Source organism: Flavobacterium sp. (assembly GCF_049590715.1).
Taxonomy (GTDB): domain Bacteria; phylum Bacteroidota; class Bacteroidia; order Flavobacteriales; family Flavobacteriaceae; genus Flavobacterium.
Window position 1 is genome coordinate 1 of sequence record NZ_JBAWDL010000083.1, and the last position, 16,262, is coordinate 16,262.

16 protein-coding genes and 1 other RNA gene are annotated in these 16,262 nt (G+C 32.8%); 6 read left to right on the forward strand and 11 right to left on the reverse strand.

The genetic code is table 11. From position 1 onward, the window contains the following. The 10 genes from WBQ70_RS04210 to recF all read right to left on the reverse strand — a co-directional run. A partial coding sequence (locus WBQ70_RS04210) for a hypothetical protein (protein ID WP_423910997.1) occupies nt 1-261 on the reverse strand: 261 nt, incomplete at its 3' end. A gap of 135 nt (nt 262-396) precedes the next feature. Further along, nucleotides 397-793: a transfer-messenger RNA gene (gene ssrA, locus WBQ70_RS04215) on the reverse strand. A gap of 75 nt (nt 794-868) precedes the next feature. Then, nucleotides 869-2,065 carry a serine hydrolase domain-containing protein gene (locus WBQ70_RS04220; RefSeq protein WP_423910999.1) on the reverse strand — a complete coding sequence of 399 codons (1,197 nt, stop codon included), beginning with the start codon at nt 2,063-2,065 and terminating at the stop codon, nt 869-871. A 650-nt stretch (nt 2,066-2,715) separates the two neighbouring features. Then, the gene (locus WBQ70_RS04225) at nt 2,716-3,267 is read right to left on the reverse strand and encodes an RNA polymerase sigma factor (protein ID WP_423911002.1); all 552 of its coding nucleotides are present in this window, start codon (nt 3,265-3,267) and stop codon (nt 2,716-2,718) included. Then, a complete protein-coding gene (locus WBQ70_RS04230) occupies nt 3,258-4,364 on the reverse strand; it encodes a glycosyltransferase (RefSeq protein WP_423911005.1) in 1,107 nt (368 codons plus the stop codon). Before WBQ70_RS04230 ends, WBQ70_RS04225 begins: the two co-directional genes overlap by 10 nt. Nucleotides 4,365-4,474: 110 nt before the next feature. Continuing rightward, the gene (murB, locus tag WBQ70_RS04235) at nt 4,475-5,488 is read right to left on the reverse strand and encodes a UDP-N-acetylmuramate dehydrogenase (protein ID WP_423911008.1); all 1,014 of its coding nucleotides are present in this window, start codon (nt 5,486-5,488) and stop codon (nt 4,475-4,477) included. Between the two features lie 183 nt (nt 5,489-5,671). Continuing rightward, complete coding sequence (locus WBQ70_RS04240; RefSeq protein ID WP_423911011.1) at nt 5,672-6,763, reverse strand: glycosyltransferase family 4 protein; 1,092 nt, start codon at nt 6,761-6,763, stop codon at nt 5,672-5,674. A 4-nt stretch (nt 6,764-6,767) separates the two neighbouring features. Next, on the reverse strand, nt 6,768-7,445 hold the full coding sequence (locus WBQ70_RS04245; protein ID WP_423911014.1) for a DUF2461 domain-containing protein: 678 nt from the start codon (nt 7,443-7,445) through the stop codon (nt 6,768-6,770). Nucleotides 7,446-7,460: 15 nt separating this feature from the next. Then, the gene (locus WBQ70_RS04250) at nt 7,461-7,853 is read right to left on the reverse strand and encodes a rhodanese-like domain-containing protein (RefSeq protein ID WP_423911017.1); all 393 of its coding nucleotides are present in this window, start codon (nt 7,851-7,853) and stop codon (nt 7,461-7,463) included. Nucleotides 7,854-7,917: 64 nt separating this feature from the next. After that, nucleotides 7,918-8,997 (reverse strand): DNA replication/repair protein RecF, encoded by a 1,080-nt coding sequence (recF, locus tag WBQ70_RS04255; RefSeq protein ID WP_423911020.1) that lies wholly within the window; start codon nt 8,995-8,997, stop codon nt 7,918-7,920. Between the two features lie 245 nt (nt 8,998-9,242). On the opposite strand from recF, the gene WBQ70_RS04260 reads away from it, so the two are divergent. The 6 genes from WBQ70_RS04260 to WBQ70_RS04285 all read left to right on the forward strand — a co-directional run bounded on the left by WBQ70_RS04260 (nt 9,243) and on the right by WBQ70_RS04285 (nt 15,560). Next, nucleotides 9,243-10,016: a tetratricopeptide repeat protein gene (locus tag WBQ70_RS04260; RefSeq protein WP_423911023.1), complete on the forward strand. Its 774-nt coding sequence runs from the start codon at nt 9,243-9,245 to the stop codon at nt 10,014-10,016. A 113-nt stretch (nt 10,017-10,129) separates the two neighbouring features. Then, nucleotides 10,130-10,702: a 6,7-dimethyl-8-ribityllumazine synthase gene (gene ribH, locus WBQ70_RS04265; RefSeq protein ID WP_423911026.1), complete on the forward strand. Its 573-nt coding sequence runs from the start codon at nt 10,130-10,132 to the stop codon at nt 10,700-10,702. Between the two features lie 168 nt (nt 10,703-10,870). After that, nucleotides 10,871-12,760, forward strand: a complete 1,890-nt coding sequence (mutL, locus tag WBQ70_RS04270; RefSeq protein ID WP_423911028.1) for a DNA mismatch repair endonuclease MutL — start codon at nt 10,871-10,873, stop codon at nt 12,758-12,760. Continuing rightward, nucleotides 12,757-13,512 (forward strand): rhomboid family intramembrane serine protease, encoded by a 756-nt coding sequence (locus WBQ70_RS04275; RefSeq protein ID WP_423911031.1) that lies wholly within the window; start codon nt 12,757-12,759, stop codon nt 13,510-13,512. Before mutL ends, WBQ70_RS04275 begins: the two co-directional genes overlap by 4 nt. 70 nt (nt 13,513-13,582) lie before the next feature. After that, nucleotides 13,583-14,446: a rhomboid family intramembrane serine protease gene (locus tag WBQ70_RS04280; protein WP_423911034.1), complete on the forward strand. Its 864-nt coding sequence runs from the start codon at nt 13,583-13,585 to the stop codon at nt 14,444-14,446. Between the two features lie 67 nt (nt 14,447-14,513). Continuing rightward, a complete protein-coding gene (locus WBQ70_RS04285) occupies nt 14,514-15,560 on the forward strand; it encodes an endonuclease/exonuclease/phosphatase family protein (RefSeq protein ID WP_423911037.1) in 1,047 nt (348 codons plus the stop codon). On the opposite strand, the gene WBQ70_RS04290 is transcribed toward WBQ70_RS04285, so the two are convergent. Further along, a complete protein-coding gene (locus WBQ70_RS04290; RefSeq protein WP_423911040.1) occupies nt 15,557-16,183 on the reverse strand; it encodes a WbqC family protein in 627 nt (208 codons plus the stop codon). The genes WBQ70_RS04285 and WBQ70_RS04290 overlap by 4 nt on opposite strands. Nucleotides 16,184-16,262 lie beyond the last annotated feature (79 nt).

Sequence of the window (16,262 nt, forward strand, 5' to 3'; positions counted from 1 at the left end):
TAGAAGTACTATACTATCAATATTTTTATTTTCAATAGGAAGAACTGTATAGCCATAAAATATTAGTACAGGAGAAATAAAGCCTGGAACTGTAAGTATTAATCTGAAAATATCAGTTTCCAAATTAGATTTATTGTTTTCACTACAATAAATATGAAATAGCAAATTAGTTGGTATCTGAACAACGAATCTTGTGACAAAAGCTAGATGTGCCAGTGTAATTATTAAGAAGATTACTAGCAAGAAGTAAATAGTATCCATATAAATTATGTTTAATTAGTATAAAAATACTAAATTCGTAATGACAAACAAAACATAAAATTTTTATATAGACTGTCAACGATTTTGTCAACGCAAAACAAAAAGCCTCGTAAACACTTGGCTTACGAGGCTTTTTTGTGGAGTCGCCGGGAATCGAACCCGGGTCCAAACAAGCAACTAAAAGGCTTTCTACACGCTTATTTCCTGATTAGATTTTCGACATTGTGATAGACCAGAAACAGTCGCACAATGCTTATCTTCTTTAATTTCGAAATCCACCCGAAGCTCATGGAAATCTAGGTTTAAATTTACGATTTATCTTTGTCGACCGCCATAAACCAAAGCTTTCGAGATAAATCCTGCTTTCCTACCTGGTAGGACGAGGCTAATCTTACTATAATTCAGATTATGCAGCAAGAGCGTAGTTTCCTTCGCCGTGTAAGTGTTTTGAGACCTTTTATTAACGAGAATTGTCCCAGTTCTCGACGTGCTTACGTTTCAATTCGACTTGCTGTCAAAACCAGTCGACCCCATTATTTTTAAGTGTGCAAAGATATTCTTTTTTAATCAATGTTATGCTTATGTGATGATGTTAATTCAACAAAAATCATTCCTCATTTCCATAATCATCTAATTCGAATGGATAATTACCAAATAAAGCAGCTAAATTTCGAACTTTATAGGTTTTCGTGGTGAACCTATTGGATAACGCAATGATAGTCACTTTTTCTTCAGGCAAAGTGATATAGGCAGAAGTATTCCCATGCCACCAACCGTTATGAAAGTATAAATTTTGTCCTGTTTCCCAGTTAATCATTCGCATACCTAAACCATAATTGTTTTGTCCTTTGTGCTCGTTACTATAAGGTGTAAAAGCAAGTTGTAGTAATTCATGTCTAAAAAAAGCAGGATCATTGCGTCCTATATCAAATTTTAATAAATCTCTCGGAGTCGAATAGATATTTTTGTCTCCGTATATAGCGTCTAGATAATCCCAATAATAAAGTGAAAAGTTACCTCTATAAGATGGACTTGCTGTTTGTCTGTCTTTATCATAATCAAAAACATAGGTATTCGTCATGCCAAGGGGGGTGAAAACAATGTTTTTCATCGCTTCCTTGTAAGATACACCTGTTACTTTTTCGATAATTAAGGCTAATATTGCATAGTTAGTATTACAATAACTAAAACGGCTATCAGTTTTATATTCAAGGTTAATTTTTTTAGTAATTAATAAGGTGATAATATCTTGATTTTTTAATATTTTATGTCGATCCCAAACGATTTTTTTATCTGTGAAATAAGAATATTTTCTAATACCACTACGGTGATTTAAAAGTGTTTTAACTGTTACATCTGGATAAGGAAATCCTTTGATAAGTGTCGTTACTTTTTGATTTAAATCTAGTTTTTTTTGCTCAATTAATTTTAAAATAGCAGTTGCCGTCATTACTTTTGAAACTGATGCAATATGTAAGGAACTGCTACTCGTCATTTCTGTCTTGGTTTTGTAATTGCTATATCCTTCGTATTTTTCAAAAAGTATTTGACCATTTTGTGCTACTAGAAAACCACCATTCATACTATTGTTAAGCCAGTTTTTGTTGTAAAAATGGTTTATTGCTTCTTTTTTTGAATTAATATAGTTGTCAGAAAGTTTAGGTTCTTGTTTTGCAACATAGATCTTTTTAGCTTCTTTATTTTCGGATAAGTTATATTCTGAATCATTCTTTTGCTTACATGAAGTTAAAAGAAATAAGAGCAAAAGTAATTGTGGTATATTTGTTTTTTTTATAAAAGTCATTATCGAGGTGCTAGAATAACAAATATATAGAATCCAACGCTTTTTTGATAATTATTTTGCACACTTTTGAGAAAAAAAGAAACACTTTTTTGAAAGTATTGCCGTATTGTTTTGAGATTCAGTTGATAATAGTCTTTTTTTTTATGTAGTATAAAAAGAGACTTAGATTCAATTAATCAATTCCGAAAAATATTCTGATTTTTGTTCTATTTAGTGACTTTTGCTCATTTTTTTTTCAATATTAGCCACAAGTTGAATGTTTATATGATAAAATCATGCTACTCCACTCAATTTCAGACAAATATGTATGAATAAAGTATATTCTATTTTTTTTCAAACACATAATAATTGTCTTACAAAGTAAACTTTTGAAAGATATTGTTTGGTGCGTGTGGATGTCGCCCCAGATAGTAGCGGTAGCCCCGAGAATTGGGTTGCTATTTTTTACAGACAATACAGAGCGACCAAAGGAAGCTCCTGTAGGGGCTAGTAAAAAAAAGCAAACTAATGGAGGGCTAAAGCGGATAGCTGGAATTGGCGCAAAATAATTTTCATGAATTATATGGGCTTCGACACCCTCAGCCTGACAACGGATTGGGATTTGTAGAAAAAAGGCTTCGACACGCTCAGCCTGACACAAAAACGGTTTTTTATCGCTTGTCACGAATAATCTCGGCCAGTAGTTTTTTGGCGCGAAGTAATTTGACTTTGACGTTGCTTAAAGGTTCATCAATGGTATTGGCAATTTCTTGATAGCTCATTTCTTGGAAGTAGCGCAACTGGATTACTTCTTGGTAGTGGGGTTTTAGTTCTTTGATATAGCGTAACAACTGTGATAGGTTTTGCTCGGTGATTAACTCATCTTCAGCAGAGGGAGTGGTATCGGCAATATTGTAGGCTTTTTGGTCTTCTTTCTCGGTGATTTCGACAAATAAACTGGCTTTGTTTTTGCGCAACAAATCAATATGCACATTTTTGGCAATGGAGATCAACCAAGTATTGAACTGGAACTCGGGATTGTAGGTGGCGATTTTGTCAAAAGCCTTGGAGAAAGTTTCGATGGTAATATCTTCGGCATTGGTTTCGTTTTCGGTGCGTTTGAGCATGAAACCAAAGACCTCATTCCAATACAAATTCAATAGGAAAGTAAAGGCGGTTTGATCGCCATTTTTAGCTTTGTCTATTTGTGTATTTATTTCCAATTGACTGGTTTTGAAAAAATGTTGGCTATAAAGATATAGATTTGCGATAGGATTAGTGAAAACTCTACTATAGGAAACCAAAATTTTATGTCTTTTTCTTTTAGTTTTCCAGCAGTGAATCCTACAACTGTCCATGAAGCAAGGTATCGTACTGCAATTAAACTAACGACAATTATCCATTGAAATTGTAGAGACAATAATAAAATGGCTAATAAAATAAATAACAATTGCGAACTGTAGAAAATGGCTAATTGTATTTTATCTAACGTTTTATAATGTTGCGCTGTGGCTACATGCCTGCGTTTTTGTTTAAACCAATCGCTATACGAAGTTTTAGGTTCTGAATAAGTGAAACTTTCAGGGGTATAAGCAATTGTAGTATTTGAAGAATTGGCTGCTTCATTGATGAATAAATCATCGTCGCCAGAACGTACTTGAATGTGACTGATAAAGCCGTTTACGTTGAAAAATTCGTCTTTTTTGTACGCTAAATTTCGTCCTACACCCATGTATGGATTTCCTGTTTTAGCCCATGATAAATATTGCATGGCAGTCAAAACAGTTTCGTAACGAATAAGTTTGTTAAGGAACGATTTTGAAATCTTTTCGTATCCACCATATCCTAAAACAATGGTTTTATGCAAGGTGAATTGTGAGGTCATAGCTGTTAACCAATCCTTAGTAGTAGGGTAACAATCCGCATCGGTGAATAAAAGATAGTCTTTTTTGGCAGCTTTGATTCCTAATGTTAAGGCGTATTTTTTATTTCCCCAAAAGGCTTCGTTATTTTGGACTTTCACCAAACGGATATTGGCGTATTGTTTTTCGAATTCTTCAAAGATTTCTAAGGTATTATCACTGGATGCATCGTCAATCAAAACGATTTCAAAATCAGGATAGTTTTGTTGTGCTAATAATGGAATGAATTTTCGAACATTTTCTTCTTCATTTTTAGCGCAAACAATCACAGAAACAGGAATTCGTTTAGGAGTTATTTTTTGTGTTTTTGCAAAAGCAAATGCTCTGAAAATACCTAAATAATATACCAGTTGAACAGCAATAACAACAATAAAAAAGTAAAGTAATAGTATTAGCATAAGCCTTTAAAGATTTTTTTAAATCGGTGCAAAGGTATGAATAGAATTAGGATTTGTAAATGATAAATTATTGAATTTTAAAAGAAAATTTTAACCCCTATTTTTAAGGTTTAAATAACATTGACTTCGGCTTCGATATTTATGCCAAAAGTATCAAAAATAGTTTGTTGAATGTTCTTCGAAACGGCTAATATTTCTTGTCCAGTAGCATTGCCATAATTGACTAAAACTAAAGCTTGGTTTTTATGAATTCCAGCATCACCAAAACGTTTTCCTTTGAATCCAGCTTGTTCGATGAGCCAACCTGCAGGAACTTTAACCTCCGTTTCTGAAATGTCATAATATTTCATCTCTGGGAATTTTTGGTGTATTTTTTCGAAATCAGATTTTAACACAATTGGATTTTTAAAGAAACTACCGCTATTTCCTAATTCTTTTGGATCAGGAAGTTTGCTTCGTCTTATAGCAATCACGGCGTTGCTAACGTCTTGTATTGTTGGATTTTTAATGTTATTTTGGGCTAATTCAGTGCTAATGTCGCCGTAAGCGGTATTGATTTTATGATTGCGTTTGGTTAATTTAAAAACCACTGATGTAATAATATATTGGTCTTTGACCTCATTTTTGAAAACACTTTCTCTATAACCAAATTTACATTCTTCTTTAGTGAAGGTTCTTTTTTCTTGATTGTTAATTGCAACGGCATCACATGAAATAAAACTGTCTTTGATTTCGGCTCCATAGGCACCAATGTTTTGAACAGGAGTCGTACCTACATTTCCTGGAATCAGTGACATGTTTTCTAAACCACCAAAATCTTGGTTGATTGTCCACAGCACAAATTCATGCCAATTTTCGCCCGCTTGGCATTCGATGAAAACAAAATCATCGTTTTCATCGATTACTTTTTTTCCTTTTAAATCAATATGAATCACTAAAGCATCAATGTCCTGAGTCAACAGCATGTTGCTGCCACCACCAAGAATGAATTTGTTTTCGTTTTTATATTGTGCTAAAACGTTTTTTAATTCGGCTACAGAATGAACGGCTACAAATTGTTTTGCTTTGGCTTCAATGCCAAAAGTATTATAGTTTTTTAAGGAGAATTGCGGTTGTATTTCCATAAAAGAAAAGGCGTTTTATAAAGTGATTTTTAAAATTCAAAAGTAAGGATAAAAAATAAGTTGAGAACAGTTGTTGGTAAAAGTTTGACCACAAAGTAACACAAAGATTCGCCAAGTTATTTGTTTAAAAACATTCAGGAGTTAAGGTGATTTAGAAAGTAAGACGTAACAAATTTTAGCTTCTTAAGGGGTTAATTTTTTTAGCAGTTTTAAGGAACTATTCGCATCAATTAATTCATGGTATTTTGAAGCAATGATGCTCATATTCTTTTTGTAATCAATATGTTCTTCGATAAATTTTCGATTATTCTTGACGGCTTGGTTGCGATCTGATTCGTTTTCAAAAGACCAAAGAATGAAATCAGCTAATGTTTTGTAATCATTAATGGGGACTAATTGTCCATTTCTACGATGATTAATCCAACTCTGATTGCCTTCGATATCTGAAACGATGGGGTAACAATTAGATGCCATTGCTTCAAATAATGAACCTGAAACACCTTCTGTTTTGGGCATGCCAATGTAAATATTGGCTTTTTGTAAAAGTTCGGGTAAGTCCGTATTTTTAATTCTTCCTGTGAAGACTACTTTATGTTGAATTTGTAAGGCTTCGGATAGTTTTTGGAGTGTATCAAGTTGATTGCCATCACCAATAATGGTCAACGAAAAGTCAATTTCTCTTTGATGTAAAATACCAAAAGCTTTAAGTATCGTATCATGAGAATAAACAGGGAAAAGAGAACGCGTTACAACCGCACAAATTTTACCAGTGTCAGCGGTATTTTCATTTTTAAATTGAGACAAATCAATTCCTTTGGGTAACACCAAAACTTTGGACATGTTTACGTTGACGTTTTTCATGTGTTTTGCCATGATAGGTCCCCAAGCATGAATTAATGTGGCTTTGTTGAAAGCATATTTTTGAATAATTTTCTTTAAAGGAAATAGAATGGAATTTTCAGGCCACAAATCCGTGCGTCCTTGTTGTGCGATGGCTTTTATTTTGACAGGAGATAAAGCAGCTAGAAAACCATAACTAGTCGTGCGTTCGGCAATAACCATATCTGGTTGTTCTGATCGTATAATTTTATTAATTTGGATAAGAGCAGTAAGGTATTCTAGTAATCTTTTGAATCGATTCCATCGGGAATTAGAAGGGTTTTTAAGTTCCCATGTAATGATTTCAAAACCACCAAAATCTTCCAATCCCTTCATCCAAGTGATCGCATCAGCACGGTAGGTTTCTCCAAGAAAAAGTACTTTTCTTTTTTTCATGGATTTAAAATTCTTCCGCTGTTAATGCCCGATTCATGAATTCATTTAGGGGTTTTAATAGGATCAGTTTTTTGGTTTTTTTGGAAACAAAATCTTTTTCAGTGATTTCATTAATATCAAATTTTTGTAAGAGTTCAAAGCTTTTCAATTTTAATAATTCAATAGCTGGATGTTCTTTGTCGTATCCTTTGGGTGGATTTTTAAGGGTACTTTTTTCTGTTCGGGCAAAAGTGCCAAATTCTTTTTTGAATGTTTTGCCTTCTAAAATAGCTTCGAGATCTTCGTGAAAGAAAGCGATTTCTTTACGTACTTTTTTTAAATCCTCAGATTCTGGAGCATAAAATCCACCTGCAATAAAGCTGGCACCTCTTTCTATATGAACATAATAACCGGCTCTATTGTTGTTTTTGTTACCTGAGGATAGCCAAACGCCAATGTGTGATTTATAAGGCGATTTGTCCTTAGAGAATCGAATATCACGATTGATTCTAAAAGTACAATGCTTTATTTCTAGCATTTCTAACGAAGGATCCAAAGGTTTCATAGCATTCAAAAAAGCCCCAACGAGTTGGTGGTAATCTTTTTTAAAGATATCGTATCGTTTTTTATTAGCTATAAACCAATCTCTGTTATTGTTGGCTTTTAAATCATCAAGAAATAGTAGACTATCGTTTGAAAGCATAATGAGGGTTTTAATTTAGTTTTTATTGCTTTTAAATCCTTCTGAACTCCATCTCATAAAGCCACCATCGAGTTCACAAATGTCTGTAAAACCAAGTTCTTTCAGTTTTTCGACTGCTTTGTGACTTCTTCCACCGCTTTTGCAATAAACAAAAATAGGTTTTGATTGGTCTAATTTTTGGGCTTCGCTTTCAAAATTATTTCCATTCCAATTGATATTGATGGCATCGTTAATATGTTCTTCGTCAAACTCATCAGGTGTTCGTACATCTATAATTTGTGGTTGCAAAGTGGTCTCGATTTTTTCGGCAAAAGTTGGCGCATCGATAATCACGATATTTTGTGCTTGTTGTTGACAACTTAAAAAGACAAAAAAAGAAGTTAGGATAATAAGGGAGCGAAATTTCATTAGTATTTTAATTTTTTGAAATTAGAGAGACTAAGTTAGATGTTTTTTTCTTTTTCATTTGAATTTACAAATGAATTATTTGGTAGGATTGATGGGTTGATTTTACAATTGTTTCCGTTCGTTCTGGATGTGTGTCTGAGATGAAAAGTTGTCCAAAGGCATCACTGTTAACCATTTCGATGATTTTAGATACTCTGCTTTCATCTAATTTATCAAAAATATCATCAAAAAGTAGCAGAGGTTTTACACCACTTTGTTTTTTTAAGAAATCAAATTGTGCTAGTTTTAATGCAATTAAAAATGATTTTTGTTGTCCTTGTGAACCAAATTTCTTGATTGGATGATGGTCAATTTCAAAGGATAAATCATCTTTGTGAATACCGACACTCGTATATTGTAACGCACGGTCTTTGTTGAGGTTTTCTTCTAATAAAGTTTGTAAATCTTTTTCGAATAAATGACTTTCATACACAAGTTGCACACTTTCTGCCGAACCTGTTATTGTTTGATGGTGTGTGTTGAATATGGGAACAAATTCTTCGATAAAGGATTTTCTTTTTTCGAATATATATTGTGCAAAAGCATCTAATTGTTCATTATAGATAGCTAAAGTTTCTTTTTCAAAAACATGGTTCAGCGCAAAATACTTCAACAAAGCATTACGCTGGCTCATTACTTTTTGGTACTGAATCAATTGCTGAAGGTATTTAGAATCGAGTTGGGAAATTACACTGTCCATGAATTTTCGGCGTGTTTCACTTCCTTCTACAATCAAATCTCTATCAGCAGGCGAAATAATCACTAAAGGAATGAATCCTATATGATCTGAAAACTTATCGTATGCTTTGCCGTTGCGTTTTAGGATTTTTTTCTGTCCTTTTTTTAAACTGCAAACCAAAAGTTCGTTTCGTTCCTCTTTGATGAATTCAGCATCAATGACAAAAAAATCTTCTCCATGTTTGATGTTTTGTACCGCAAGAGGATTAAAATAGCTTTTGCCGTAAGCCAAATGATAAATAGCATCCAAAACATTCGTTTTTCCGATGCCATTCTTCCCTACAAAGCAAATGATCTTTCCATCAAACTCAAAATTGGCTTCGGAAAAATTTTTATAATTGAATAAAGAAATTTTTTTTAAATACATTATAAAGGCTTGCTGGTATTGGGAATTTATTGTCTTTTAGTATCGTTTTGAAAGTGTGCGCAAATTATTGAAAATTTTTGAGATAATAGACTTTTGAGGTTTTATCTGCATTAAAAGTTTTGTGTATAAGTAAGGCTTAACGCTTATGTACTACTTTAATTTTTTAAAATAAATATAAAAAAGGTATTTTTTTGCGTGAGTTTGAATAAAAATTTTATTTTTGCGGTTCACTAAATTTAATTGAAATGGCTACTTATAATAAAAGAGGATATAAAACACCAAAAGAAAAAGAAGTAAAAGACGTTACTGAGGATGTAATGATTGATGAAAAAGACAGTACAACTGCTGAAGTGTTTTCTAAACTTGATGAAACAGCTTCAAAAACAGAAGACTGGGTTGCTAAGAATCAAAAAATAATTATTGGTTTTGTAGGAGCTGTTGCTTTGTTTACTGTTGGTTATTTAGTATTTCAAAAATTTGTTTCTGAGCCTAAACAAAATGAGGCTGCTGACGAAATGTTTGTAGCACAACAAAATTTTGAAAAAGCAACTAACGGTGTTGCTAGTGATTCTCTTTATAAATTATCATTGAATGGATCTGAAGGGAAATTTGGTTTTATTAAAATTGCTGATGAATATTCAGGGACTGATGCAGGAAATTTAGCGAATTATTATGCAGGTATTGCTTTTCTTAATACTGGTAAATATGCAGAAGCTATTGATTATTTAAGTAAATTCAAGTCAGATGATATGATATTGAGTGCTTTGGCTAAAGGGGCAATTGGTGATGCTCACTCTCAAAAAAACGAACAAGAAGACGCTTTGTCATTTTATGTTAAAGCAGCTGAGTCTAATAAAAATGATTTCACAACGCCTCGTTTCTTATTGAAAGCTGGAAAAACAGCTTTGGCTTTAGGGAAAAAAGAAGATGCTTTGAAATATTTTACAGATATTAAAGATAATTACGATGCAACTCCAGAAGCAGCTTCTGTTGATGTGTTGATTGGATTGGCACAATAAAGAATTCATTTTATCAGTACTAAAAAATAAGTGCAATTAAGATTTAATTTTTCTTAGTTGCACTTATTTTTATTAATTTTAAAGCTCAATTTTAAACTGAAAACAGATACAAGATGGCAACAGAAAATAAAAACTTATCGGTTTATGATAAAAGTACACTTCCTAATGCGAAAGATTTTCGTTTTGGGATAGTTGTGGCAGAGTGGAATGAAGAAATTACAGAAGGGCTTTACAAAGGAGCTTTAGAAGCTTTTTTAGACAATGAAGTACCTGCATCTCATATTATTCGTTGGAATGTACCAGGAAGTTTTGAGTTGGTTTACGGTAGCAAAAAAATGTTACAAACTCAAAATGTTGATGCTGTGATTGCGATAGGATGTGTGATTCAAGGTCAAACAAAGCATTTTGACTTTGTTTGTGAAGGGGTTACTCAAGGGATTAAGGATTTGAATGTTCAAACGGATATTCCAGTAATTTTTTGTGTTTTAACAGATAACACTATGCAACAGTCTATTGATAGAAGTGGTGGGATTCACGGAAACAAAGGAACTGAAGCAGCTATTGCAGCAATCAAAATGGCATATATACGTCAACAAGCTTCTTTGGCACATGATTATAGCAAACAAACTCTATTAACATCAGGTGCTTTACAAATTGAAGGTTCGCCTTTGCAAATAGAAGAATAAAAGTTTCAAAATAATTCATTTGTAAACCTATACTGTTCAAAAAAACAGTGTAGGTTTTTTGTTTTATTTATGATTACGGAAATACTAAAAGCCGATAGAAATTTATTAAATTTGCTCGGATTAGTTATTTTCTGAAAACTAATTACTGAAATCTGAATACTGAAAAAAATGTCGAGTATCATCCAATTACTTCCTGATCATGTTGCCAACCAAATTGCTGCTGGAGAAGTCGTTCAACGACCTGCCTCAGTAGTCAAAGAGTTACTTGAAAATGCTGTTGATGCTAAAGCTACCGATATTAAGTTAATCATTAAAGACGCTGGGAAAGCATTGGTACAAGTTATTGATAATGGCTTAGGAATGAGTGTGACTGATGCGCGTTTGTGTTTTGAACGTCACGCCACCTCAAAGATTCGTCTAGCCGAGGATTTATTTTCTTTAGGTACCAAAGGATTTCGCGGCGAAGCTTTGGCGTCTATCGCTGCGATTGCGCATGTGGAAATGAAAACCAAACAAGATCAAGAAGAACTCGGAACACAAATTGTTATTGAAGGAAGTAAGTTCGTTTCACAAGAGGCTGCGGTATTGCCTAAAGGAACCTCTTTTGCAGTCAAGAATTTGTTTTTTAATATTCCTGCTCGTCGTAATTTTTTAAAATCGGATACGGTAGAATACCGTCATATTGTAGATGAGTTCCAAAGAGTTGCTTTGGCGCATGCCAACATCCATTTTACTTTTTATCACAATGGTAGCGAAATGTACAATTTACCCGCTTCCACTTTAAGGCAGCGAATTGTAAACATATTTTCAGGTAAAACCAATGAAAAATTAGTTCCCGTACAAGAAGAAACTGAAATAGTTACCATTCAAGGTTTTGTAAGTAAGCCTGAATTTGCCAAAAAGAGTAGGGGAGAACAATTCTTTTTTGTTAATGATCGCTTTATAAAAAGTGGGTATTTACATCATGCTATCATGGCGGCATATGATGGAATTTTGAAAGACGGTGCACAACCGAGCTATTTTTTATATTTGGATGTACCGCCCAATACAATTGATATTAATATTCATCCTACAAAAACAGAAATTAAGTTTGATGACGAAAGCGCTTTGTATGCCATAATAAGGGCGTCTATCAAACATAGTTTAGGACAATTTAATATTGCTCCTGTTTTGGATTTTGATAGAGATGCTAATTTAGATACGCCTTATGATTTTAAAAATTTAGAAGGCAAAACACCTACAATACAGGTGGATAGAACGTTTAATCCGTTCTCTGATGATAAAATAAATAAACATTTTTCAGGTGGTAGTTCAAGTTCAATCTCCCATTCTTACGGAATGTCTTCTCACCGAAAACCAGAACCGGTGGCACATTGGGAAAGTTTGTATGTAGGATTAGAACAAGATGATGAAGAGGTAGAAATCAGTGGTATTAGTTTTGAAAGTGAAGAAGTAACAGGTTCGTTGTTTAATGACGAGGATGTGGAGAAAACGGTTCAAAACACTTATCAAATTCATAAAAAATACATCGTATCACCTATCAAATCAGGAATGGTGATTGTAGATCAACAACGGGCACACCAACGTGTTTTATATGAACAATTTTTAACGAATATGACCGTTCATCAAGCATCGAGTCAACAATTGTTATTTCCGTTAGAATTGTATTTTTCTTCAACGGAAATGGTGTTAATTGATGAATTGAAATTGTCCTTGGTCAATACTGGTTTTATATTTGATGAAACCTATAAAGAACAGATTGTGATTTCAGGAATTCCTGTTAATGTAGTTGAAAGCGAAGTTTCAATGCTTTTAGAACAATTATTAACGGATTTGCAAGATGGAATACCCGAAAATAGTTTCAGTCAAAACGATTCGATTGCGAAGTCGATGGCAAAGAGTTTAGCTGTAAAGACAGGAACAGTATTAACCATAAAAGAACAGGAAAATTTAGTCAACGGACTTTTTGCATGCAAAGAACCAAATGTTTCTCCTTTTCAAAAACCAACTTTCATTACCATGCGTGTGGAGGATATAGATAAAAAATTTGCAATATGATGAACGTTACCCCAACAGTTAAACAATTATTGATTATCAATATTTTGTTTTTTATTGGAACCCAATTAGTAGGCGAACCTGCCTATAAATTCTTAGCGATGTTTTTTCCTGAGAATAAAGATTTTTATGGATGGCAGGTGATCTCGCATATGTTTATGCATGGCGGTTTGATGCATATTTTCTTTAATATGTTTGCTTTGTATTCTTTTGGATCAGCATTAGAGCATTTTTGGGGAGGAAAGAAATTCTTGTTTTTTTACATTTCGTGTGGATTAGGTGCTGCGGCATTACACACTGGAATTAATTATTATTACTTCAATGAAGCTTTGGGTATTATTACAGAACATGGTTTTACAAAAACTGAAGTAATAGATCTTCTAAATCAAGGGAAAATCAATACCCAATGGCAAGAGATTCTTACTGTTTCTCAGTTTAATAACTTTACCAGTGCTTTTGCAGGCGTGATGGTAGGGGCTTCAGGGGCTATTTATGGTACTATTGTTGCTTTTGCTTATATGTTTCCTAATGCGGAGTTGTCTTTGATGTTTATTCCAATTCCCATCAAAGCAAAATATTTTGTACCAGGATTGGTGTTAATTGATTTGTATTTAGGAGTTTCAGGACAATCACTTTTTGGTGGTTCAGGAGGCGGAGGGATTGCACATTTTGCACACGTGGGTGGCGCAATAATGGGCTTATTAATTATGTGGTTTTGGAAGAAAAACCAATTCAATGATAATCGTTGGAACTAATAACATTTATCTGTATAGAGTAATATACAATACATTAGTGTGGTTTTTAGGAATTAATTCAAGATAAAACATGAGTATTTTAGAGGATTTAAAATTACAATATAAGTTAGGTGGAATAACCAATAGGTTAATTTACTGGAATGTAGGTTGTTTTCTGATTTCACTTATTTTTTTCTATCAATATCAAGGTGGGCAATTTAATTATCCCACTTGGATAGCACTTAATACAGATGCTTCTCATTTTTTACTAGCCCCTTGGACGTTTTTGACTTATGCTTTTTTTCATGATGGATTTATGCATTTGTTTTTTAATATGATTGTTTTGAATTTTTCAAGCCAATTATTTTTAACTTATTTTACACAAAAACAACTTTTAGGATTGTATGTGCTAGGGGCAATATTTGCTGGATTGTTTTTTGTTACTACGTATTATTTTTTGAATATCAGTACAGGGATCGTAGGAGCATCAGCGGCTATTATGGCTATTTTGATGGCTGTAACAGTCTATCAGCCTTTGATGCAGGTTCGTTTGTTGTTAATTGGAAATGTGAAGTTATGGCACATTACAGCGGTGATTCTTATTCTGGATTTAATGCAATTTCGTTTAGGGAATATGGGAGGTCATATTTCACATATTGCTGGAGCTTTCTTTGGCTTTGTTTTTATTAAAGCATTGCAAAATGGCACTGACTTAAGTAAAATTGTTTCTGCGATTATTGATTTTTTTATGAATTTATTTAATAAATCAAATAAAACGCCGTTTAAGAAGGTTCATAAGAATTATGCAGCACCTATTGAAAAAAGAACATCAAGGATTGTAACTAAAGATAAATCTCAACAACAAATTGACGAAATCTTGGATAAGATAAGTCAATCTGGTTATGATAGTTTAACGAAGGAGGAAAAAGAGTTTTTGTTCAAAGTAGGAAAATGATTTGTTTTATTTTTTAGTTTAGGGTAATCATCCTATACTTCGAAATGTAAACTTTAAAAAGGAGAAAATGAAAAAACTTTCATGGTTTAATAGAGGGATGTTTTTTTTGAATATTATCTTGACTATAGTGACGTTCATCGCTTACATTTTGCCTTTTTTGGCACCAAAAATGTTTCCGATATTGTCTGTGCTTACGTTGTTTATGCCTGCTTTTTTTATTTTAAATGCCTTATTTTTCATGTATTGGGCAATTCAGTTTAAAAAGAGGATGGTTCTTTCAGGTTTAGTACTGTTGATGGGAATTACGTTTATCAATAAATTTTATAAATTTTCAGCCAAAGAATTTCCAAAAGATGAAAAAGATTTTGTGGTAATGAGTTACAATGTTCGCTTGTTGAACCTTTTTAAATGGTTGGATAAGGAGGATGTACCGCAAGAAATATTGTCTTTTGTAAACGAAAAAAATCCTGATATTCTTTGTATTCAAGAATTTTCAAATTCTGCAAAAATTGATTTAAAAGTCTATCCTCATAAACATATTTTTATGACAGGTGATAAAATCAAAACAGGGCAGGCTATTTTCTCTAAATTTCCTATTATCGATCAAGGAAATATAGTGTTTCCTAACTCTAATAATAATGTCGTTTACGCTGATATAAAAAAAGGGAAAGATATTATTAGGGTTTATAATATGCATTTGCAATCCATTAAAATTTCTCCAGATGTCAATGAGATCTCTGAAAATATTGACGCTATCAATCAAGGTAAATCTCAAATGATGCTTTTTAGAATCAGTAAAGCATTCAAGCAGCAACAAGAGCAGGCAGAGATTCTAAAAGAACATAAAAGAGACTGTAAGTACCCAATGATAATTTGTGGGGATATGAATAATAGTGCTTTCTCTTATGTATATCGAAATGTCAAAGGAAACTTGAAAGACAGTTTTGAAGAGGCTGGGTTAGGTTTTGGACAGACATATAAGTTTAGATATTATCCTGCCCGTATTGATTATATTTTTGTAGACAACAGTATGATTGTGAAAGAATTTGAGAGTTTTTATAATTTCGAAAACTCAGATCATTATCCTGTTATGGCTAAGTTATCCTTGGATTAAGGAAAACGCAGTGTTTGATTTTTTAGATAGTCAATAGTAAATTTCCCTTCATTAAATAATAAGTCTAAAATACTTAAGTTGTTTATAAAGCCATGCTTGTCATTAAATACTTGAGGATAGGGTTCAAATATAGCGTTGTCTCTTTTACCATTTGCTAAAAAGCGATAATCTTGAGTTGTGTTAGCATCTATATCATGAAAATATTCAGAAGTAGTGGTGATGTCTAATTTTAATCGCAAACATTTGGTTAGAATAGCCAATGCTTCAAAATTTAAATCCATCAAGAATTTGTGTTTTTTTACAAATAAAGGCTGAATATCATCTTCAAAATATTCGAAAAAAGGCGAGCTTCTATAGGCTGCTTCTAGCGATTTGAAGTGTTGTTTTTGCCAATCAAAATCGGGTTCGATTTGAACGTCTTTGGTTTTTTGTCGGTTTTCTTTAGAATGCTTAATCGGTATGTTTAACAGTTGAATCCCATTTGGACTATAAATATAAGTCCGATTTCTATTCGTTTGTTTTTGGAAGTTATCTTCTACCTCAAATACAATTTTTTCCGCTTGAATTATCGCTGCGAAGTGGCTAATCGATGGAAAGTACGTAGGGAGAAGTAGGGTGTTCATTTTTTATTTGTTTAAGGTTTAAAGTTTAAGGTTGTGTAAAACTTTTAAACCTTAAACTTTAAACTGTTTTTATATTAAT